We start from the raw sequence: 21,006 nt of genomic DNA on the forward strand, positions 1-21,006 counted from the left end.
CGCTACCGCCGGGCGCTGGACGCCCGCGGCGTGGCGAGCGAGAGCTTCGACGGCGAAGCCGCGGCCCTTGCCGGCCTCTTCTCGCTTTACCGGTCAGGAGCGCGGCGATGACCCTCGATGAGGCGATTGAGGAAGCCCCGGTGGTGGCGATCGTGCGCGGGGTCCGCCCCGACGAGATCCTCGACCACGCCCAGGCGCTCTACGACGCCGGGGTGCGCGGCGTGGAGGTTCCGCTCAACTCGCCGGAGCCGATCGAGAGCATCCGGCGGCTGTCCGAAAGGTTTGGCGAGCGCATGGTGACCGGCGGGGGCACGGTGCTGCGCGCCCAGGACGTCGAGCGCATCGCCGCCGCCGGCGGGCGGATCGTGGTTGCGCCGAACACCGCCCCTGAGGTGATCCGGCGAGCCGTCGCCCTCGGGCTGGACCCTCTGCCGGGGTTCGCCACGCCCAGCGAGGCCTTCACGGCCATCGAGGCCGGCGCGAGGCGCCTCAAGCTGTTCCCGGCGGCGACCTACGGTCCGGGTCACGTCAAGCAGCTGAAGGCCGTGCTGCCGGCCGAGGTCAGCATCTGGGCGGTGGGCGGCGTGGGGGCCGAGGACCTGGCGGCCTGGTGGGCCGCCGGCGTACGCGCCTTCGGCCTGGGCGGCGAGCTCTACCGGGCCGGCCAGTCCGTCGCGGAGACCTCCGACAAGGCGCGCCGCGTCATCGCCGCGGTGCGCGGGCTGCCGGCGGCCTGAGGCTCAGCTCACCTGGGCGCTCGGCCGAACCGGCTGGTTGGCGAGCGCGCCCTCGACGACCGCCTCGGCCTCGCCGCTGAACTCCACCTCGGCCACCATGGCCGCATAGCGGGCGATGGCGTTGTCCAGGGCGGGCATGATCTCGCCGCGCTCCGTGCCGAGCGCGGCGAAGGCCGGCCGCGCCGCGGGCCAGCCGAAGCTGGCGGCCGGGACGGCGCGGATGAGGCCGTCGTTCAATCCGAGCGCGCCGGCGATCAGGCGGGCGAACTCGGCCCAGGAGACCGCGCCCTCGTTGGCGAGGTGGCGCAGGCCGGTCTCGCCGTCGAGCATCAGGTCCAGGGTCATTTCCACGAGGTCCGGAACGTAGGTCGGCGAGACCACCAGGTCGGAGGCCGCCGCCAGCGTCTGCTCATGCCCGAGCGTGCGCACGACGTGGGCGGCGAAATTGTAGGGATCGAAGGGCGAGAAGAACGCCGCGGTGCGGAGCATCAGCATCCGTCCGCCGAGCGCCAGGATCTGCGCCTCGGCGCGCAGCTTGCTGAGGCCATAGACGTTGAGCGGCGCGGGCGCGTCGCTCTCCAGATAGGGGCGGGCGCTCTCGCCGTCGAACACCAGGTCCGAGGAGAAGCCGACGAAGGCCACGTCGCGCTCGGCGCAGGCCCTGGCCAGGCGAACGGCGCCGGCCGTGTTCGCGGCCAGGCAGCCGTCCGGGTCGATCTCAGCGGCGTCTACCCTCACCCAGCCCGCCGCGTTGATCACGCCCCAGGGTTGCGTCTCGTCCAGTGCGCGGGCGATCGAGGCCGCATCGTCCAGCGCGAGCTCGGCGCGGCCGGTGAGCCGGTAGGCGATCCCGCGCCACTCGCAGGCCCGCGCCAGGGCCTTGCCGAGCGTGCCGGTCGCCCCGGCGATGAGCAGCGGATGTGCGGCCGCGGCCGGCGTGCTCCAGGCGCGCTTCGGCTCCGGCGTCTCGACCGTGCGGAACACCGGGCGGAACTGCAGGCGCAGGTCGCGCCGCCACCAGCCCGGCCCCTGCGTCGCCGGATGCGGCGCCCCGCCCTTGGCCAGGCGGGCGATCTCGGCGGCGAGCGCCGTCGGCCGCGGCGGGTCGCTGCGGACATCGAAGGCGCCCACTTCGTAGTGGCCGGAATGTCGGGTGAGCAGGCTGTTCCAGTCGAAGGTCCCCAGCAGCGCCCAGGCGGTGACCGCTTGCACATCCACGCCGCGGCCGCGGAGCGCCAGCGCAGTCTCCCAGGCCTCGCGCAGCCAGCGCACCTGCTCCTCGCGGGTGCAGCCGTTGTGCGATTCACTGACCACCAGCGGAATCCTGTACCGCGCCCAGGCTTCCTCCAGCGCGCCTTCCAGGCCGCCCGGGCCCGGCAGGGCGACCCGCACGGCCTCCACGTCGACGAAAGCCATGTCGCCGTTGCCGCCGATCCTTTCCGGCGGATAGGCCTCGATGCGATGGTCGAGGAACCGGTCGCTGGTGAGGTAGTGGTTGAGGCCGATGACATCCGGCGGGCACGGGTCGTCGGCGATGGCGCGCAGCCGGTCGCCGAGGCCGAAGCCCTCCAGGCGCGCCCAGAACGGATGCTCCGGGGTCACGAGCCCCGCCAGCAGGTCCCAGGTCATCCAGCGCCGGGTGTTGTCGAAGTTCGCCTGGTCGGCGACCGGGCGGGTGGCGTAGGTGCGGCCCAGGTCCTCGGTCTGGATCAGTCGCGCGTCGGGACGCACGGCGCGGATCTCGCGCATCGCGAGCCGGGTGGCGTCGATCTCGTTGAGCAGCGCCGCCCAGAACATCGGCTCGTCGCTCAGATGCGGGTGCCAGTGGCCGTAGAGCGCCGAGAAGCGCGCGGTGGTGAGCGGCTCGTTGATCGGGGTCCACTCGGCGATCCAGGGATAGCGCTCCGCCGCCGCGCGGGCGAACCGGGCGAAGCCTTCGGCGAAGCTCTCGTCCAGCAGGTTGGTGTGCTTGGGCCCGCTGCCGTGGTGCAGCAGCCCGGCGATGGGGCGCAGGCCGAGCGCGCGGATGCGGGCGAGCCGGCGGTCGGTCCAGGCCCAGTCCTGCTTGTCCGGACGCTGCGGCGCGATGCGCTCCCAGAGCACAGGATAGCGCAGCGCCTGGATGCCGAGAGCGGCGAAGCGCTCCAGATCCTCGATCCGGTGCTGGTGCCCCGAGCGGATGGTCTGATCGTGGAACACGCCGCCGACGCGGTTCACGCTGCACTCGTGACCGCCCCACAGCTCAAGCGGTTGCATTACACCCTGGCTTTCCCGCGACATCCCGCATGGTAAGCCCAGCTGGAGCAAGATTGTTCCAAAAATCCGGGCCTTTGGGCTGGAACCTGAAATCAGTCGGACCGATTATCCCGCCATGAATCGGGGATCGAAGCCCGCCGTGCTGGTCACAGGCGGAGCCGGCTACATCGGCGCGCACACCGCCAAGGCCCTGCATGAGCAGGGCTATTTTCCGGTCGTCTATGACGATCTCTCCTCCGGCTTCCGCGAGGCGGTCCGCTGGGGCGAGTTCGTGCACGGGGACATCCGCGACGGGCGCGCGCTGGCCGAAACCGTCGAAGCGCACCGGATCAAGGCGGTGATCCACTTCGCCGGGTTGATCGAGGTCGGCCGCTCGGTCGTGCGGCCGGATCTGTTCTGGGACGTCAACGTCGGCGGCACGATCTCGCTGCTCGCGGCGATCCGTGACCGGGGCGTCGACCGGCTGGTCTTCTCCTCCAGCGCGGCCGTCTACGGTCAGGGCGGGCGCGGGCCGCTGGAAACCATCCCCGAGGCGGCGCCCAAGGCGCCCGCCAGCCCCTATGGCGACACCAAGCTGGCTTGCGAGTGGATGATTGCGGCGGAATGCCGGGCCTATGGCCTGTCGGCCGTGGCGCTGCGCTACTTCAACGCGGCCGGCGCGGACCCGTCGGGCGCGATCGGCGAGGCGCACGAGCCGGAAACGCACCTGATCCCGCTGGCCATCGCCGCGGCGCTCGGCCGGGGTCCGGCGCTGAGCGTGTTCGGCACGGACTACGACACGCCCGACGGGACATGCCTGCGCGACTACATTCACGTGAACGATCTGGCTGCGGCGCATGTGGCGGCGCTGAAAGCCGATCTGGCGGCCGGATGCTTCGAGACGGCCAATGTCGGCGCAGGCCAGGGCCGCTCCGTGCTGGAGGTGGTGGCGGCGGTCGCCCGCGCCGTGGGACGGCCTGTGCCGCACGCCATCGGCGCGCGCCGGGCCGGCGATCCGCCGAGCCTGGTGGCCGATCCCAGCTACGCGCGCGAGTTGCTGGGCTGGGCCGCCGAGCGATCGGAGCTTGACCAAATCGTCGCCGACGCGCTCAGGTGGGAGGCTCAGCCTGCCTATTCGACGGGCGCGCGGGCCGCCGGCCGGACGGTTCAGGCGGCGCCTCGATAGTCGGCTGGCCGACAAAAACTTGACCGTTGCGGCTGGCGCCCAGCCCTGGTCTCCCGATTACTTGAGAATTCCAGCAACCCGGGGCTGCGAGCGAGGAACCATTGCGGAGCCTGCGAATTAGTCAAGCGGGCTTCGTGTGTCATAATTCAACAAAGGAATGCGCCTTGAACTCGCAGCAGTTCCCGAGCGCCGGTGACGGTGCGTCGTTTTCAATTCCGATCGGGCCGCGTTCGCGAGGGCGTCAGACAGTCATCTGCTTTTCTCATTTGCGCTGGAACTTCGTCTTTCAACGCCCGCAGCACCTGATGAGGCGTTTCGCCAAAACGCGGCGGGTGATCTTCTGGGAGGAGCCGCTCGAGGGCGTGGCGGGTTTGACTCCGACCCTGCAGAGCGACGTCTGCACCGAAAGCGGGGTCATGGTGCTGACCCCCATCCTGCCGCCCGGACTGGATGCCGGCGACCGTGACGAGATCCTCAAGGGCCTGCTTGACGGGGCTATGGCCGCGATCGAGGGCGACATCATCCGCTGGTACTACACGCCCATGATGCTGCCGTTCTCGCGGCATCTGGAGGCGGTATGCACGATCTATGACTGCATGGACGAGTTGGCGAACTTCAAGTTCGCCCCGCCCGAGCTGACGCTCCTGGAACGCGAGCTGATGGCCGTGGCCGACGTGGTCTTCACCGGCGGCTATTCCCTTTGGGAGGCCAAGCGGGACCGGCATCGCAACATCCATCCCTTCCCCTCCAGCGTGGACCGGGCGCACTTCGCCAAGGCGCGCACGCATCGCGCGGAACCGTCGGATCAGGCCGGGCTGCCCTGGCCGCGGTTCGGCTTCTACGGGGTGGTGGACGAGCGCATGGACCTCGGCCTGCTAGCCGCGCTCGCTGATGCGAGGCCCGAATGGAGCCTGGTGATCGTGGGCCCGGTGGTGAAGATCAGCCCGGAGGACCTGCCTAGACGGCCGAACCTCCATTACCTGGGCGGCAAGCCCTACGACGCGCTGCCGAAGTATCTCGCGGGCTGGGACGTGGCGCTGATGCCCTTCGCCATCAACGAATCCACCCGCTTCATCTCACCCACGAAGACGCCGGAGTACCTGGCCGCCGGCCGGCCGGTGGTCTCGACGCCGATCGTCGATGTGGCGCGGCACTACGGCGAGCTGGAGGCGGTGAAGATCGCGGGCGATCCCCACGCCTTCATCGAGGCCTGCGACCAGGCGCTGGCGCTGTCGCGGACGAGGGGCCCGTGGCTCAAGGCGGTGGACGCTGCGCTCTCCGCCATCTCCTGGGACGAGACCTTCGCGCGGATGAACCTGGAGATCACCCGCGCGGCGGCCCTGCGCAGCCCCAGGCTGCTGGCCAACGACCTCGCCGCGCCGGTGATCCGGCCGTCTTCGCGCCGCAAGCCCTTCGACTATCTGATCGTGGGCGCGGGCTACGCCGGCTCGGTGCTGGCCGAGCGCCTGACCAGCCAGCTCGGCAAGCGGGTGCTGCTGATCGACAAGCGCCCGCACATCGGCGGCAACGCCTACGACGAGAAGGACGCGGCCGGCGTCCTGATGCACAAATATGGTCCGCACCTCTTCCACACGAATTCAGAAGAGGTCGCCAACTACCTGTCGCAATTCACGAAATGGCGGCCCTACGAGCACCGGGTTCTGGCTTGCGTGAGAGGCGGCCTGCATGTGCCGATCCCGATCAACCGGACCACGCTCAACCTCCTCTACGGCCTCGACCTGCAGACGGACGAAGCGGCGGAGGCCTATCTCGAGAGCCGCGCCGAGCCGGTCGAGAGGATCGGGACCTCGGAGGACGTGGTGATCTCCAAGGTCGGCCGCGAGCTCTACGAGACCTTCTTCCGAGGCTACACCCGTAAGCAGTGGGGGATGGATCCCTCGGAGCTGGACAAGAGCGTCACCGCGCGGGTGCCGACGCGGACCAACACCGACGACCGCTACTTCACCGACAAGTTCCAGAACATGCCCGCCGAGGGCTACACGCGGATGTTCGAGAACATGCTGGACCAGGCCGGCGTCACGCTCGAGCTCGGCGTCGAGTTCGAGGACGTCCGCGAGGAGGCCGATTACGACCGTCTGATCTTCACCGGGCCGATCGACGAGTACTTCGAGCACCGGTTCGGCAGGCTGCCGTACCGCAGCCTGGAATTCCGCCACGAGACCCTGGAAAGGGAGTGGTTCCAGCCGGTCGGCACCGTGAACTATCCCGACGAGGCCACGCCCTACACCCGGATCAGCGAATACAAGCACATGACCGGCCAGGCATGCCGCAAGACCACCATCACCTACGAGTTCCCGAAGGCGGACGGCGATCCCTATTATCCGGTGCCGAGGCCGGAGAACCAGGCCCTCTACAAACGCTACGAGGCGCTGGCGCTGGACACGCCCAACGTCCAGTTCGTGGGGCGGCTCGCCACCTACCGCTACTACAACATGGATCAGGTGGTGGGCCAGGCGCTGGCGACCTTCCGGCGCATGGCCGAGCGCGAGGGCCGGGCGGTCATCGCCGCGCAGTCGGCGGCGCGCGCGGTGGCGGCGAACTGAGGCCTGCCTCGATCCTCATGCGCCGCCTGGAGCGGCCGATCTTGCAATCCGCGACGCAATGCTGAAGGTTGCGCTCGGCGAGGGCGAAGATGAGCCGAAACGATCGCGAAACGAGCCGACCCGCGGACCGAGAGCCGGAGAGCTTCGCCGATCCCGTGGACCTGGCGGTGGGCGCGCGCATCCGCCTGCTGCGCAAGATTCGCGGGCTCTCCCAGCAGGCGCTGGCCGACGCCGCCGGGGTCACCTTCCAGCAGATTCAGAAATACGAGCGCGGCGCGAACCGGGTGTCCGCGTCCATGCTGTCGCGCATCGCCGCCACCCTGAAGACGCCGATCTCGGAACTGTTCGGGGAGGTCTCGCCAGCCAGCGGGGCGATCGACGAGGTGGCCGTCCTCCTGGCCCAGCCCGGCGCCCTCGAATTGCTGCACGCATTTGCGGAGTTGCCGCGCGGTCAGGCGCGCGCCGCGCTGGTGGACTTCATCCGCAGCCTGGCCGCCGAGCGCCGCGACTGGGCCACGACCCAGGCCGGCGAGGCGGGGCTCACGCCGGTTCGTTCAACGCCCTGAGCGCGCGCTCCTTGACGGCCTTGTAGTCGACCTTGCCGTTAGGCGCGCGGCCGATCGAGTCCACGACCACCAGCTCGCGCGGCGCCTTGTAGGCGGCCAGGTGATTGCGCACGTGCTCTGACAGTTCAGCGAGGCTCGGCTCGGCGCCGCCCTCGGGCTCGATGACCGCGCAGATCCGCTCGCCGAAGCGGGGGTCGGGTACGCCAACCACGACGGCGTCTCGCACGTGCGCGTGGGTCTTCAGCGACTCCTCCACCTCTTCGGGGAAAACCTTCTCGCCCCCGGTGTTGATGCAGACCGACCCGCGGCCGAGGAGCTTCAAGGTGCCGTCGGCGTTCACCTCGGCCCAGTCGCCCGGCACGCTCCAGCGCTTGCCTTCCAGCGTCTTGAAGGTCTTGGCCGTCTTCTCTTCGTCCTTGTAGTAGCCCATCGGCAGGAAGCCCGTGACCGCGACGAGGCCCCGCTCGCCCGAACCGGGCTCGATCCGGCGGTCGTCCTCGGAAAACACCCCGCAATTGGGGCCGAGCGCGAAGGCGGCGGTCTGCACCTCCTGGCCCGGCGCCGAGGCGGAGATGCCCATGCCGACCGCTTCCGACGAGCCGAAAGAGTCCATGATGATGGCGTTCCTGCAGTGGCTGAGCAGGCCGCGCTTGTTCTCCTGGCTCCACATGGAGCCGGAGGAGCTCATCACCTTGACCGAGGACAGGTCCCAGCGGCCGGGGTTGGCCTCCAGCGCCTCCAGCATGGGCGTCGAGAAGGCCAGGCCCACGATGACGATGTTGGTGGCCTTCAGCCGCTCGGCCTCGTTCCACAGCTCGATCGGGTTGAACTTGCGCGACGGGAGGGTGGCGACCGTGCCGCCGATGTTCAGCGTGATGAAGGAGGAGAACTGCCCTGTGCCGTGCATCAGCGGGCAGGCGACCAGCGTCGTCGGCTGCGGCATCTCGGCCGAGCCGATGCGGCCGAGCAGCTCCGGAATCGAGGTCGCAGGCGCGAGGCCCGCCGCCACATTGCCCCCCGCGCCGATCACGTTGAACAGGTCGTCCTGTCGCCACATGACGCCCTTCGGCATGCCGGTCGTGCCGCCGGTGTAGAGCAACAGCAGATCCTCGGGCGAGCGCCCCCAGGGTCCCTTCGCCGGGCGCCTGGCGTTGGTCTGCGCGACGACGGTCTCGTAGTCGGCCGCCCAAGCCGGCGCGTCGTGGCCGGGTTCGGCCACCGCGATCCAGGCCTTCACCTTCGGCAGGCGGGCGCGGATGATCTCGATGGTCTCCTCGAAGCCCGCGTGGAAGACGATCGCCTCGGCATCGGCGTTGTCGAACAGGTAGATCAGCTCCTCGGGGCCGTAGCGGTAGTTGGTGTTGACCGGCGCAAAGCCGCCCTTGAAGGCCGCAAAGTAGGTCTCGATGTATTCCGGGCCGTTGTAGAGGTAGGCGGCGATCTTCGCTTGCTGGCCCAGGCCCGCAGCGACGAGATGGGCGGCCAGCGCATCGGCCCGCGCATCGAACTGGCGCCAGCTCACCACCCGCTCGCCCTGGATGTGGGCGGGACGGTCCGGCTGCGCCGCCGCAATGGCTTCCCAAACGTCGGCGAAGGTCCAAGACGTCATCGCCATCCTCCCGAACTGTTGTGGTTTTCCGATCCGATTGGCGGGCCGGACGGTGGGGAAGTCAACGCCCCCGCGCCGGAACGGCCGAGCCGCGCTTCGGGTTTGACCCGCGAGGCCGGCGCGTCCGGCGAACCCCTGGAAGAGCCCCGATCATGACCACCGACGCCTATTCCGACGGAACCACCCCGCACTCCCGGCGCGAAGCCGGCCGGGAGGCGGACCGTGCGCAGGAGGCCCGGCGCGGCTACGGCGACGTGGGGGCGCAGATATTCCTGTGGCTCGCCTGGGCGCTCGCCTTCGCCTTCTGGGTGTTCTCCATGACCATCGACGCGGGCATCCTCCACGCGCTGGCGCAGGGCGGCCACAACACCTTGATGGGCGGTCTCGATTCCAGCGGCGCCGGCTTCTTCCTGATCGGCGTCTTCGGCTTCATCGTGCTGGGCATCGCCATCGCCTATGGCGCGGCGCGGTGGGCGACGCGCGACAAGCGGCTGGATCCCGTGACCGAGGCGGCGACCGCCGAGATCTACGATGACGCCGAGCGCGGGGTGCGGCCCTACGGCGCGCCTGGAACCCGCGGCGACGAGGAAGGCGGCGCTTACCGGCCGGTCTGACGGCGCTCCGGGGTTCCCGCGCGCAAGCGTTGCATTCGTGTGGCGCTAGGCGCGCGCGCCACGTAGCATACCGCGAAGCGACTCAGTCACGTCCTTCGGCGTGCGAGGCGCCTGACTTTAGCTGGGGGAGCCCAATGGCCGACACCAAGAAGAACAACGCGCTGCAGAAGCCCATGACTCCGTCGCCGCAGCTCGCGGCGGTCGTCGGCTCTGGCCAACTGTCCCGGGGCGAGTGCGTCTCGAAGATCTGGGATTACATCAAGAAGAACAACCTGCAGAATCCGCAGAACAAGCGCGAGATCGTCGCCGACGCCAAGCTGAAGCCGGTGTTCGGCGGCAAGGACCGGGTGAGCATGTTCGAGATGAACAAGCACCTGGCGCAGCACCTGAAATAGCCTCCGGTCGCCGCGGCGGGAGAGGCTGCGGACGAGCCGCACGGAGAGCGAAGGACCTCGCCGGCGTCTTGCCGTGCGGGGCTTCTTCGTGCCTTTAGCGCCGGTCCAGGAGGCGATCCATGCGGCTGGCGACATTCCGTTCCGGCGAAGCCGCGCACGTGGGCGTTCGCCGGGGCGAGGATCTGGTGGACCTGGCGATCGCTGCGCCCGAGCTTCCGGCGAGCCTGATCGGAATTCTCGGCCTCGCCGACGGCGTGGAGCGCGCCCGGGCCGCGGCCGCGCACGCCGGATCCGAGGCTCGCCGGCCGATGGCCTCGGTGAGCCTGCTGCCCCCCATCCCCGAGCCCGGCAAGATCATCTGCCTGGGCCTGAACTATCCCGACCATGCCGCCGAGAGCGCCCTGGAGAAGCCGGCGGCGCCGAATATCTTCCTGCGGACCGCCCAGTCGCTCGTCGCCCACGGCGCACCGATCGTGAGGCCGGCGGTTTCGAGCGCGCTGGACTTCGAAGGCGAGCTCGCCGTGGTGATCGGGCGCAACTGCCGCAACACCCCGCGCGAGCAGGCGCTGGCCGCGGTCGCCGGCTATTCGGTGTTCAATGACGGCTCCGTGCGCGATTTCCAGATGCGCGCCTCGCAGTGGACGCTCGGCAAGAACTTCGATGCGACCGGCGGCTTCGGGCCGGAACTGGTCACCGCCGACGAGCTGCCCGAGGGCGCGGCGGGGCTGAAACTTCAGACGCGCCTCAACGGCGAGGCGATGCAGGTCGCCGATACCGCCGAGATGATCTTCGGGGTCGCCGAGACGATCGCCTATGTGAGCCAGGCGATGACGCTGGTCCCCGGCGACGTGCTGGTGATGGGAACGCCCGCCGGCGTCGGTTTCGCGCGCCGTCCGCCCGTGTGGATGAAGCCGGGCGATGTCTGCGAGGTGGAGATCGAGCGCATCGGGGTCCTGCGCAATCCGATCGCCGCGGGCTGAGCGACGCTCGCGCTATCGGCGTGAATGGACCGTTAAAACTTTACCGCGATCATCAGCCGGTCCGCCACCTGTACGTCAGTGAAAGCAGCGTCATGGCCTCCGCCGAGCAGGTCCGAACCGCGATCCCCGCAGGGCCGGGGCCGGCGGACGCGCTCGCAGGGCCCGCGCCCGCTGGCGAGATCATCCCGCGCGTCGTCTCGGCCAGCCTTGAGGCGTCGCTCGAGCGGTTCAGCGATCGCACCTTGCTGGCCGCCGGCAAGGTCAACCTGATCTCGCTGGAAGCTGTGCAGAAGCGGCTCGGCGCCCGCTGGTCGCTGCGCCAGGACCAGGTCTACGATTTCGCCGCGCGGGTCATCGAGCGCGGGGTCGGCGCGCGGGGTCTGAGCGTCCGGGTCTCGGGCAGCGACTTCCTGGTGGTGCAGCCAGAGCTCAACCGCCTTGCCGCCCAGGCGGCGTGCCTGCGCTACCTGCGCGAGATCCTCAATCATTTTCTGGGCGATGCGCATCTGGCGGGCGTGGGCGTGCTGCAGGTGACCCGCATCGCCGGCGCGAACCTCGAAGCCAAGCCCATGGACGTGCGGGCGAGCGACGTCGCTGACCGCGAGGAGGCGATCCTGAGCGGCGCGGCCGACCCGGTCGCTCCCTCCGCGCGCGATACAGGCTCCGAATCGCCCGGCGCCGCGGCGGGCGGGGGCGCCCCGGTGCAGATCGCCGGACATGCCGAGCCTGCTCGCCAGAGCGAGGGCCAGGTCGTGGACCGCTGGTCCCCGTTCGTCGCCAATGACGGGCGCCAACTGCGGGTCAGCGCGAGCCTGGAGCCGGTCTTTGAGCTGAAGGGCTTCAGCCGCATCGGATTCCGCATGATCCGTCGCGTGGTGGTGACCCGCACGCAGGAGGAGCTGGCGCCTGTCGCGGTCTCCAACCTCTCGGCCGCGGATCTGCTGCGGGTGGACCTCGCGACCATCGCGCGTGGCATCGACCGCCTGCAGCACGACGGCGCCGGCGAGTCGCAGCTCAGCCTGATCGTCCCGTTGTCCTACGCCAGTCTCGCCAGCCAGCGCGGGCGCGCCGAACTCGTCCCGCCCTTGCGCGAAGCCGGCCGGCTGGTTCGCTGCGGCGTGATCTGCGAGATCTGCGACATCGAAGGCGTGCCCTCCAGCGCCCTGCTTTCCGCGGTGTCGCTGATCCAGCCGTTCGCGCTGCTGGTGGTGGGACGGCTGCTGACGCCCACGCCGGCCGTCATGGGCCCCCTGAAGGGAACCGGACTTCGGGGGCTCTCCTTCGAGTGCCCGCCGGATCTCAGCGACGGGGAGTTCGTCGCCTGGGCCGGTCCGGCCATCCACGCCGCCAAGCGGATCGCCCGCTCGGCGATGATCTATCAGGCGGCCTCGGAGCGGCGCGCCGGCGAGCTCGGCCTGCTGGGGGCGACGCACGTGAGCATCGCGCGCGAAGCGGCGGGCTGAAGCCGCGGGCCGACTTCGTGCTAGGCTCGCCGGCCTGGCCAGAGGAGGTCCTGCGATGGCGCACCGGCTCAGCTACGCCAAGGGCGGGGAACATCCGCCGATCCTGGAGCACACGATCGGCGAGGCGCTGGCCCTGGCCGCGGCGCGGTGGCCGGACGCCGAGGCCTTGGTCTCGCGGCGCCAGGGCGTGCGCTGGACCTGGGCGGAGCTGCTCGAGCGGGCCGACCAGCTCGCCGCTGGCCTGCTGACGCTGGGGCTCGAGCCTGGCGACCGCGTGGGCGTCTGGGCGCCCAACTGCGCGGAGTGGACGCTCACCCAGTTCGCCACCGCCCGCGTCGGGCTGATCCAGGTGAACATCAACCCCGCCTACCGCGCCGCCGAGCTCGAGTACACGCTCAACAAGGTCGGCGTGGCGGCGCTGGTCTGCGCCGACCGCTTCAAGGCCAGCGACTACGTCGCCATGGTCGAGGCCCTCGCGCCGGAGATCGCCGGCGCGGCGCCGGGCGAGCTGCGGGCCGGCCGCGTCCCCGAGCTGCGCAGCGTCATCGTCGTCGGCTCTGCGCCGCGTCCGGGCTGGTTCGGCTTCGAGGACCTCGCCGGCCGCGGCGGCGCGGCGGAGCGGGCGCGGGCGGCGGAGATCGCCCGCAGCCTGGACCGCAACCAGCCGATCAACATCCAGTTCACCAGCGGCACCACAGGCCTGCCCAAAGGCGCGACGCTGTCGCATCGCAACATCCTCAACAACGGCTATTACACCGGCCTCGCCATGGGCCTGCGCGAAGGCGACCGGCTCTGCATTCCGGTGCCGCTCTACCATTGCTTCGGCATGGTCATGGGCAATCTCGCCTGCTGCGTGCATGGCGCCGCCATGATCTACCCGGAAGCGGGCTTCGATCCGCTGGCGACGTTGGCGACGGTGGAGGCCGAGCGCTGCACGGCGCTCTACGGCGTGCCGACCATGTTCATCGCCGAGCTGGAGCATCCGGAGTTCGACCGCTTCGACCTCACCTCGCTGCGTACCGGCACCATGGCGGGCTCCCCTTGCCCGATCGAGGTGATGAAGAAAGTCATCGAGCGCATGCACATGCGCGACGTCGGCATCGCCTATGGCATGACCGAAACCAGCCCGGTCAGCATGCAGACCTCGGTGGACGATCCGATCGAGCGGCGGGTCTCCACGATCGGCCGGGTGCAACCGCACCTGGAGGTGAAGGTCGTCGATGCCGAGGGCGCCGTGGTCCCGGCAGGGACGTCGGGCGAGTTCTGCACTCGCGGCTATTCCGTGATGCTGGGCTATTGGGACGATCCGGAGAAGACCGCGGAGGCCGTGGACGCCGAGGGCTGGATGCACACCGGCGACCTCGCGACCCTCGACGCTGAGGGCTACGGCAACATCGTCGGGCGCATCAAGGACATGATCATCCGCGGCGGCGAGAACGTCTATCCGCGGGAGGTCGAGGAATTCTTGTTCCGCCATCCGAAGGTGGCGGATGTGCAGGTGGTCGGGGTGCCCGACGTGAAGTACGGCGAGGAGATCTGCGCCTGGGTGAAGCTGCGGGCGGGCGAAAGCTGCGAGGCGGCCGAGATCGTCGGCTTCTGCAAGGGCCAGATCGCCCACTACAAGGTCCCGCGCTACGTCCGTTTCGTGGAGAGCTTCCCGATGACGGTCACCGGCAAGATCCAGAAGTTCGAGATCCGCCAGGCGATGATCAAGGAGCTCGGCCTCGAGCAGATGGCGACGGCCTGAGTGACGGATCCGCTCTTCGACCTCTCCGGCAAGGTGGCCCTCATCACCGGCGGCAGCCGGGGCCTCGGCCTGCAGATGGTCCGCGCCTTCGCCGAGCGGGGCGCCGACGTGGTCGTGACCAGCCGCAAGCTGGACGCGTGCGAGGCGGCGGCCGCGGAGGTGCGGGCGATGGGCCGGCGCGCCTTCGCCTATGCCGCCCACGCGGCGAAATGGGGCGACATCGACCTGCTGATCGCGGCGGCCTACGCCGAGTTCGGACGCATCGACATCCTGGTCAACAACGCGGGCATGTCGCCGGCCATGGCCTCGCACGAGGTGACCGAGCAGCTGTTCGACAGCGTCGTGGGATTGAACTTCAAGGGCCCGTTCCGGCTGGCCTCGCAGGTTGGGCGGCGCATGGCCGAGGGCGAAGGCGGGGCGATCGTCAACGTCTCCTCGATCGCGGCGCTCACGCCGAGCCCGGGCGTCGTGCCCTATTCGGGCGCGAAGGCGGCGCTGAACGCCATGACCGTGTCGCTCGCCCGCGAGTACGCGCCGAAGGTGAGGGTCAACGCGATCTGCGCCGGGCCCTTCCTGACCGACATCGCCAAGGCCTGGCCGGCCGAGGCCCGCGAGCGGTCGAACAATGCGCTGGGGCGACCGGGCAGACCGGAAGAGGTGGTGACCACCGCGCTCTACCTGGCGAGCCCGGCCTCGTCGTTCACCACCGGGGCGGTGATCCGCGTCGACGGGGGCGCTTAGCCCGACCAGATGCGGCGGCCGGCGACGAAGGTCGCGGCCACCAGCTCGGCCGAGGGGCCGGCGAGCGCCTCGGCGAGGGGGACCTTCAGCAGGCAGAGGTCGGCGGGCGCGCCCACGGCCACGCGGCGCGGCGGGCCGCCCGGATCGGCGGGGTCGCCGAGATAGAGCGCGAGCGCCGCCGCGGGGGCGATCCGCTCGGCGGGGCCGATGAGCCGTCCGTTCCGCGTCCTGCGATCCACAGCGGTGGCCATCGCGGTCCAGGGGTCGGGCGCGCCATAGGGGGCGTCGGAGCTGCCGGCCACCGGAACGCCGCCGGCCCGCAGCGTGGCGCAACGGTAGAGGTCGTCCTGCTCGTCGCGCGGAACCTCGGCGGCGTAGCGGTCGCCGCGGTCGCGGATGAAGATCGACTGGGTGACGACGGTCAGGCCCAGTCCTCGGATCTGGCCGATGGCGGCCGGCGGGATCACCCCGCCGTGCTCGATCCGGTCGCCGGGGCGCGCGCCGGCGGCTTCGAAGGCGGCCAGGGCGAGTGCGAGCTCGGCGGCGGTGACGCAGTGGACGGCGGTGACGCGGCCCGCCGCGCGCGCCTCCCCGATCCAGCCTGCGAAGGTTTCGATGGGGGGCAGGTCGTGCTCGTCCAGCAGCACCTTCCTCGGCCCGACGGCGAAAGCGCCATCCTGCGGTGCGCTCAGCGCGCCACCGCTCATCAGCATCAGCCGCTGCGGCAGCTCTCCCGCGCGGTGCGCCTGCGCCAGCCGCGCGGCGGCGGAGGCGTCGGTGGTGACGCTGGCGTCGGTCAAGGCCGTGATCCCATAGCTCGCCAGCCGGCGGCCGGTCGGCGCGAGCGGCGGCGCCTCGGCCCCCAGGCGCGCGTGCAGCCAGGCGTCGCCGCGCCAGACGCGGCCTGTCGGCTCGACGAACTCGGGCAGGCGGCCGCCTTCCGAGACGGCGGCCAGGGCGGCGCTGTTCAGCACCCAGAGCGCGCCGGTCTGGTGCTGGACGCGCAGGCGGTGGGCCGGGGCCAGCTCATCGAGGCGCTCGCGCGTGAGGTCGCCGGCGATCCGCTCGTGGTAGCCGGTGGCGCGGATCCAGGCGCCAGGGGGCCGGCCGCCGGCCGCATGGCGGACAAGCGCGGCCATGTCCGCCGCGTCCTTGGCCTCGCCGAGGTCGACGGACTCCGCCTGGGCGGCGAGGGCGAAGAGGTGGATGTGGTGGTCGGCCAGGCCTGGGATCAGCGCTCCGCCGCGACCGTCCAGGTCGTCGTCGCCGCGGCCGCCGAGCCGGCGCCCGACCGCGGCGATGCGGCCGGCCTCCAGGCGCACGTCGAGGCCTCCCCGGCCTTCGACTTCCACGTTGCGGATGATCACGCCGCGGCTCTGAAGCCGCAGAGCGCCGCGGCGGCGGCGGCCGAGCGCGCGAGGGCGGCGTCGACGAGCATGCCGCCGCCCTGCTGCAGGGCCTGCAGGGCGCCCACGGCGGCGGCGAGGCCGGTCACCGGATCGGCGAGCGCATCGCCCAGGAACCGCGGCGCGCCCGCCTCCCAGCCGACCAGCCCGCCGGCCGCCGCCGCATCGTCGCCGAACGCCACGCGGCCCGCGTCCGGCCCGGTCCAGCCGTAGCCGGTGACCGCCACCCAGACGAGGCCGGCCCGCTCGGCCATCAGCTCCTCGATCGAGAGGCCGAGCGAGGCGAGACCGCGCGGCCGGGCGCCGGTGATCACCACATCGGCGGCGAGGATTTCGGCGCGCAGCCGCCGGCGGCCGTCAGGCGTCGAGAAGTCGAAGGCGAGATCGGCCTTGGCACCGTTCAGGCGCCGGAAGAATTCCGGCGTCGACTGGCGGGTGGGATCAGCTCGGCGCGTGCTCTCGACCTTGCTCACCGCGCAGCCGGCGGCCGCCAGGACGGCGCCGCACATGGGCCCGGCCCAGAGCGCGGAGAGGTCGATCACCTTCGCGGGCGCGGACCGGCGCGCCGGCGCGCCGAGGCGGAGGCGGGGCGCCTGAAGGTCATCCGAGACCATTTCGCCCACCCCTGAAACCGGCAGGCCCAGCAGCGCCGCATCAGCGATCAGGCCGCGCGACGGCCGCGCGCGCGCGCCCTCGGCGATCGCGGGCCAGGGCTCGGCGCCCGCGTCGATGCCGAGCCAGGCCGGGATGAGCTCCCGATCCTCCTCGCGCGCCAGATTCACCGCGATCCAGCCATCGGCGGCCTCGATGAGCCGGGTCGCCCCGTTGGGTGAGACGCGGCCGGGCTCGGCGAGCGGCAGCACGCCCGCGCGGTCGGTGATCCGAAGCGCAGAGACGTCCACCTCGCGCCCGAGCGCGGCGGTCAGGCGGGCGACCTCGGCGGCGAGCTGCGCCAGCGCCGGGGCGATCGGGCTCACGGCGCGACCCGGTCGTCGACCAGCTTCCAGGCGAGGGCCGTCGCGAGATCGAGGTCCACGCCGGAGATCGTCAGATAGCACGCGCGATGGCGGCCGATGCGGCGCGGGATGGTCGCCGTGCCGCCGGCGCCGGGGATCAGGCCCATGGTGACCTCCGGTAGCCGGAAGAAGGCGCCATCGAGCGCGATGACGCGCGCCGCGGCGGCCGGAACCTCGATCCCGGCGCCCACGCAGGCGCCGTGCAGGCGCGCGGTCAGCCGGTCCCCCAGGTCATGAGCGAGCCGGGCGGGCGAGCGCAGGGTGCGGATCAGGTGCGCCTCGGCGGGGTCCTTCGCCGTGCCGAACTCGGCGAGGTCGCCGCCGGCGCTGAACGCGGGGCCTTCGCCGCAGAGGATGACCGGCGGCGCGTCGGGATGGTCGCGGACGAAAGCCAGCGCTTCGCAGAGCTCGTCCCGCATGGCCGCGTCGAAGGCGTTGCGCGCCGCCGGCCGGGCGAGGCGGATGGCGATCGCCTCCCCCTGCGGCTCGATGCGGACGCGGGGGCCCGGCGGCTCATCGCGACGGCGCGCCGGGTTCGCGGCCCGCCACGCCTGAAAGCCGGCCGAGGCCAGCAGCATGGAATAGGCCAGGGACTCCAGGGCGAGCGCCTGGTCGAAGGCGAGCGCCAGGGTGGCGCGGAACACCTGGGCGGCGACGGCGGCGGCGCCCGGCTGCCGCTCGATGGCCGCGCACAAGCCCTGCAGCGTCGCGTCGAGCGTCTCCGGCTCGCAGCCGACCCAGGGGATCGGGGCCGAAGCGTCGGCGGAGATCAGGATGTCGAAGGGCTCGAGCCCGGCGCTGGGGCGCACGCCATGACGGTGGACCCCGATCCGGACCACCCCGGGGCCTGGCGCATGCGGGGCCTCGGCGCCGCCTGAGAGCTCGCTCACGCTGAGGCCGGCGCCGCCCAGCGCGATCAGCTCGGCCAAGGCGGCGCCGGCCATGGCGGGGTCAGGCCGAAGCGGGCTGCTTGGCCGGCCCTGCGAACTCCGCCTTCAGCTGCCGGCGCAGCAGCTTGCCCGTGTCGTTGTACGGCAGCGCGTCGCGGAACGCCCAGACCTCCGGCGTCTTGGTGGAGCGCAGGCGCGCCTTGACCCATCCGGCGAGATCCTCCGTGGACGGCCTGGCGCCCTTCGCCACGATCACCGCCGCGACCGTCTCGCCCCATTCGTTGTCGGGCGCGCCGAACACCGCCACGTCGGCCACCTGCGGATGGCCCCGCAGCACGTCCTCGATTTCGCCGGGCGAGATGTTCTCTCCGCCTCGCACGATCACGTCGTCGAGCCGGCCCTCCACGAACAGATAGCCGTCCTCGTCCATCCAGCCGCCGTCGTTGGTCGCGAACCAGCCCTCGGCGTCGATCACCTTCTTGCCGGCGTATTCGCCCGAGACCTGGTCGCCGCGGACATGGATCTCCCCAGACTGGCCGGGCGGCAGCACCTCGCCCGAGGGGCCGCGGATCTCCACGTCGAGGAACGGCAGCGGCCGGCCCACCGAACCCAGACGCCGGCGGATGTTCGGATCGGACGAGGCCATGGCCTCCCGATGGTCGTCGGGCCCGAGGATCGAGATAGTCGAGGAGGTCTCGGTCAGGCCGTAGGCGTTGGCGAAGCCCACGTGCGGCAGCAGCCGCATGGCCCGCTCGATCACCGGCGGCGGCATGCGCCCGCCGCCATAGGAGACGGCCTTCAGGGTGGGCAGGGTTTCGCCGCTCTTCTCCAGCACGTCCAGGATGCGGCCCAGCATGGTCGGCACCACCATGGCGTGGGTGATCGCCTCCTCGGCGGCGGTGGCGACCCAGGCCTCGGGCGTGAAGGTCTCGAGGTGCACGATGCGGCGTCCGGAATAGACCCCGGTCAGGATCGCCGACACTCCGGCGACGTGGTAGGGCGGCACGCTGACCAGCGCCGCCTCGTCCGCCTCCGAAGCCAGGAACTCCACCGTGGAGATGACGTAGGAGGTGAGGTTGCGGTGCCGCAGGATCGCGGCCTTGGGCTCGCCTGTGGTGCCGCTGGTGAACAGCAGGACGCCGATGTCGTGGTCCTCGTCGAACGCCGCCTCCGAGTGTCCCGACTGGTTGCAGGCGATCTCGAACGCGGAGCGGGTGACGAGGGTCACGCCCTCGGGTCGGCCGAGGCGGCCCGCCATGTCGTCGTCGACGACGGCGACCGACGGCGCGGTGCGGGCCAAGAGCTTCTGCAGGTCGGCGTCGGGCAGGCGGTAGTTGAGCGGCGCGAAGGGCTTGGCCAGCATGCCGGCCGCGAACAGGGCGATCGGCAGGGCCGTCCCGTTCAGGCCGACGAAGACCACCGTGCCTGCGCCCTTGGCCTGCAGCCACTCGGCGGCATGGTGCGCGCGCCGGCGCACCTCGTAGAAGGTCAGGCCGTCACGCTTGCGGCCGAGCGCCAGGCGGTCCGGCGCAGCGTCGGCCATCATGTCGAGGAGGAGCGCCGTGTGCATCGCGCGTCAGTCCGAGGCGGGCAGCTTCTTGGCTTCCTTCGCGCCGATCGGGCGGCCGCCGACCGAGAGGGTCCCGGCGCCGGGCTTGACGCACAGCACCTCGAGCCCGGTCTCGTCGTCGGCGTAGCGCTTGCCCATCTGGCTGCCCTCGGCGAAGTCGGGCGAGAGGGTCTTGCCCTCCGGCTTGGGTTCGGCGTTGGGGATCATGGGATAGCCGCCGCAGCGCAGGTCGGCCTCGGTCTTCGGCGGCCGCACCACCACGACCTCGGTGTCGCAGACCACGCTCTTCCAGCGGGATCCGGGCTTCAACTCCATGGGCTCACTCCTTCCCCTGCGGCCTCGCGATGCTTTCCGCAGCATCCGGTGAGGCCCCGGCCGCGCGGCTCCAGCGCTTTTTCGGCTGTCTGTGCAGCCCCTTATACATAGAGGCCGGCGCGCCGCCAGACCATGCGGCCGGGGCTCCCGGGCCGGATGGTGGGTGTAGTAGGATTCGAACCTACGACCCGCTGATTAAGAGTCAGCTGCTCTACCAACTGAGCTATACACCCGTCCCGGCTCCGGACCCGGGCAGTGGGGGGCCGGCGGCGAGGGCGCGGAAAATACGCGAAAACGCGGTATTGGCAAGGCGGACGCAGGGAGCGCCGGACGGCATGGGCGAGGGCGTGGCAGGGGCGGTGGACTTCGCCTATCTGGAGCGCTTCGCGGCCGGCGACCGGGGCCTCGTGGGCGAGGTCCTGGATCTGTTCGCCGAGCAGGCCGCGATCTGGCGGCTGCATCTCGCGCCCGAGGATCCGGCCTGGCGCGACGCGGTCCACACGCTCAAGGGTTCGGCGCGCGGGATCGGCGCCCACGCTCTCGGCGAGGTCTGCGCGCAGGCCGAGCAGCAGGGCGCGGAGGCGCTGCCGCAGGTCGTGGGGGCGCTGGATGCGGCGCTCGCGGAGATTGCCGCCTACCGCGCGGCGTGAGGCCGCCGCGCTAGATGCCGGCCCCGTTGTCGATGGTGCGAAGCGCCTCCTCGTGGACCCTGGCCTCGGCCTCGATCCAGCTGGAGAAGGCCTTCACCTGGGGCAGGCGGCCCTTGGCTTTCGGGTGCACCAGATAATAGGCGAAATCGACCTGGGTCGCGATCTGCAGCGGCGCGATCAGCCGGCCGGCTTCCAGGTCGGCCTGGGCGAGCGTGCGTTTGGCGAGCGCCACGCCGCGGCCGTTCACCGCCGCCTCGATCACCAGGCTCGACTGGTTGAACCTGGGCCCCCGCGTGCCGTCGATCCCCTTGACCCCGCGGGC

At 71.2% G+C, this 21,006-nt stretch carries 19 protein-coding genes and 1 tRNA gene; 11 read left to right on the plus strand and 9 right to left on the minus strand.

What is annotated here, in order from left to right; translation table 11 throughout:
- The first annotated feature begins 107 nt into the window (after nucleotides 1-107).
- Entirely contained in the window at nucleotides 108-737 is a 630-nt protein-coding gene (locus VLI41_RS08795; RefSeq protein ID WP_325267699.1) for a 2-dehydro-3-deoxy-6-phosphogalactonate aldolase, read from the plus strand.
- A gap of 3 nt (nucleotides 738-740) precedes the next feature.
- Here VLI41_RS08795 and VLI41_RS08800 read toward each other — a convergent pair whose 3' ends face one another.
- Nucleotides 741-2,993: a family 1 glycosylhydrolase gene (locus tag VLI41_RS08800; protein WP_325267700.1), complete on the minus strand. Its 2,253-nt coding sequence runs from the start codon at nucleotides 2,991-2,993 to the stop codon at nucleotides 741-743.
- A 115-nt stretch (nucleotides 2,994-3,108) separates the two neighbouring features.
- Between VLI41_RS08800 and galE the strand changes: the two genes are divergently transcribed.
- The 3 genes from galE to VLI41_RS08815 all read left to right on the plus strand — a co-directional run bounded on the left by galE (nucleotide 3,109) and on the right by VLI41_RS08815 (nucleotide 7,288).
- Nucleotides 3,109-4,158, plus strand: a complete 1,050-nt coding sequence (galE, locus tag VLI41_RS08805) for a UDP-glucose 4-epimerase GalE (RefSeq protein ID WP_325267701.1) — start codon at nucleotides 3,109-3,111, stop codon at nucleotides 4,156-4,158.
- 305 nt (nucleotides 4,159-4,463) lie between these two features.
- Entirely contained in the window at nucleotides 4,464-6,722 is a 2,259-nt protein-coding gene (glf, locus tag VLI41_RS08810; protein ID WP_325267702.1) for a UDP-galactopyranose mutase, read from the plus strand.
- Nucleotides 6,723-6,877: 155 nt separating this feature from the next.
- A complete protein-coding gene (locus tag VLI41_RS08815) occupies nucleotides 6,878-7,288 on the plus strand; it encodes a helix-turn-helix domain-containing protein (protein ID WP_414692537.1) in 411 nt (136 codons plus the stop codon).
- Here VLI41_RS08815 and VLI41_RS08820 read toward each other — a convergent pair.
- On the minus strand, nucleotides 7,263-8,897 hold the full coding sequence (locus VLI41_RS08820; RefSeq protein WP_325267704.1) for an acyl-CoA synthetase: 1,635 nt from the start codon (nucleotides 8,895-8,897) through the stop codon (nucleotides 7,263-7,265). The two genes, VLI41_RS08815 and VLI41_RS08820, sit on opposite strands and share 26 nt — an antisense overlap.
- 152 nt (nucleotides 8,898-9,049) lie before the next feature.
- On the opposite strand from VLI41_RS08820, the gene VLI41_RS08825 reads away from it, so the two are divergent.
- From VLI41_RS08825 to VLI41_RS08850, 6 genes are all read left to right on the plus strand, one after another.
- A complete protein-coding gene (locus VLI41_RS08825; RefSeq protein WP_325267705.1) occupies nucleotides 9,050-9,511 on the plus strand; it encodes a hypothetical protein in 462 nt (153 codons plus the stop codon).
- A gap of 134 nt (nucleotides 9,512-9,645) precedes the next feature.
- Complete coding sequence (locus tag VLI41_RS08830) at nucleotides 9,646-9,906, plus strand: SWIB/MDM2 domain-containing protein (protein ID WP_325267706.1); 261 nt, start codon at nucleotides 9,646-9,648, stop codon at nucleotides 9,904-9,906.
- Between the two features lie 119 nt (nucleotides 9,907-10,025).
- A complete protein-coding gene (locus tag VLI41_RS08835; protein ID WP_325267707.1) occupies nucleotides 10,026-10,886 on the plus strand; it encodes a fumarylacetoacetate hydrolase family protein in 861 nt (286 codons plus the stop codon).
- Nucleotides 10,887-10,978: 92 nt separating this feature from the next.
- Nucleotides 10,979-12,349: a hypothetical protein gene (locus VLI41_RS08840; RefSeq protein ID WP_325267708.1), complete on the plus strand. Its 1,371-nt coding sequence runs from the start codon at nucleotides 10,979-10,981 to the stop codon at nucleotides 12,347-12,349.
- A gap of 55 nt (nucleotides 12,350-12,404) precedes the next feature.
- Nucleotides 12,405-14,096, plus strand: coding sequence for an AMP-binding protein (locus VLI41_RS08845; RefSeq protein ID WP_325267709.1), 1,692 nt, complete (start codon nucleotides 12,405-12,407; stop codon nucleotides 14,094-14,096).
- Nucleotides 14,097-14,837: a glucose 1-dehydrogenase gene (locus VLI41_RS08850; protein ID WP_325267710.1), complete on the plus strand. Its 741-nt coding sequence runs from the start codon at nucleotides 14,097-14,099 to the stop codon at nucleotides 14,835-14,837.
- Here the strand turns inward: VLI41_RS08850 and VLI41_RS08855 are convergent.
- The 6 genes from VLI41_RS08855 to VLI41_RS08880 form a co-directional block, all read right to left on the minus strand.
- Nucleotides 14,834-16,204: an amidohydrolase family protein gene (locus tag VLI41_RS08855; protein ID WP_325267711.1), complete on the minus strand. Its 1,371-nt coding sequence runs from the start codon at nucleotides 16,202-16,204 to the stop codon at nucleotides 14,834-14,836. The two genes, VLI41_RS08850 and VLI41_RS08855, sit on opposite strands and share 4 nt — an antisense overlap.
- A complete protein-coding gene (locus VLI41_RS08860) occupies nucleotides 16,201-17,220 on the minus strand; it encodes a CoA transferase (RefSeq protein ID WP_325267712.1) in 1,020 nt (339 codons plus the stop codon). The genes VLI41_RS08855 and VLI41_RS08860 overlap by 4 nt, the downstream gene beginning before the upstream one ends.
- Nucleotides 17,217-18,203, minus strand: a complete 987-nt coding sequence (locus VLI41_RS08865) for an enoyl-CoA hydratase/isomerase family protein (RefSeq protein WP_325267713.1) — start codon at nucleotides 18,201-18,203, stop codon at nucleotides 17,217-17,219. The genes VLI41_RS08860 and VLI41_RS08865 overlap by 4 nt, the downstream gene beginning before the upstream one ends.
- 7 nt (nucleotides 18,204-18,210) lie before the next feature.
- Complete coding sequence (locus VLI41_RS08870) at nucleotides 18,211-19,719, minus strand: fatty acid--CoA ligase family protein (RefSeq protein WP_325267714.1); 1,509 nt, start codon at nucleotides 19,717-19,719, stop codon at nucleotides 18,211-18,213.
- 6 nt (nucleotides 19,720-19,725) lie between these two features.
- Nucleotides 19,726-20,034: a hypothetical protein gene (locus VLI41_RS08875; RefSeq protein WP_325267715.1), complete on the minus strand. Its 309-nt coding sequence runs from the start codon at nucleotides 20,032-20,034 to the stop codon at nucleotides 19,726-19,728.
- Between the two features lie 157 nt (nucleotides 20,035-20,191).
- Nucleotides 20,192-20,267: transfer RNA gene (locus tag VLI41_RS08880), tRNA-Lys, on the minus strand.
- 102 nt (nucleotides 20,268-20,369) lie between these two features.
- Between VLI41_RS08880 and VLI41_RS08885 the strand changes: the two genes are divergently transcribed.
- On the plus strand, nucleotides 20,370-20,684 hold the full coding sequence (locus VLI41_RS08885) for an Hpt domain-containing protein (protein WP_325267716.1): 315 nt from the start codon (nucleotides 20,370-20,372) through the stop codon (nucleotides 20,682-20,684).
- A gap of 10 nt (nucleotides 20,685-20,694) precedes the next feature.
- Here the strand turns inward: VLI41_RS08885 and VLI41_RS08890 are convergent.
- The coding region (locus tag VLI41_RS08890) for a LysR substrate-binding domain-containing protein (protein ID WP_325267717.1) at nucleotides 20,695-21,006 on the minus strand (312 nt) is incomplete at its 5' end.

It is taken from the genome of Phenylobacterium sp., assembly GCF_035475775.1.
GTDB lineage: Bacteria > Pseudomonadota > Alphaproteobacteria > Caulobacterales > Caulobacteraceae > Phenylobacterium.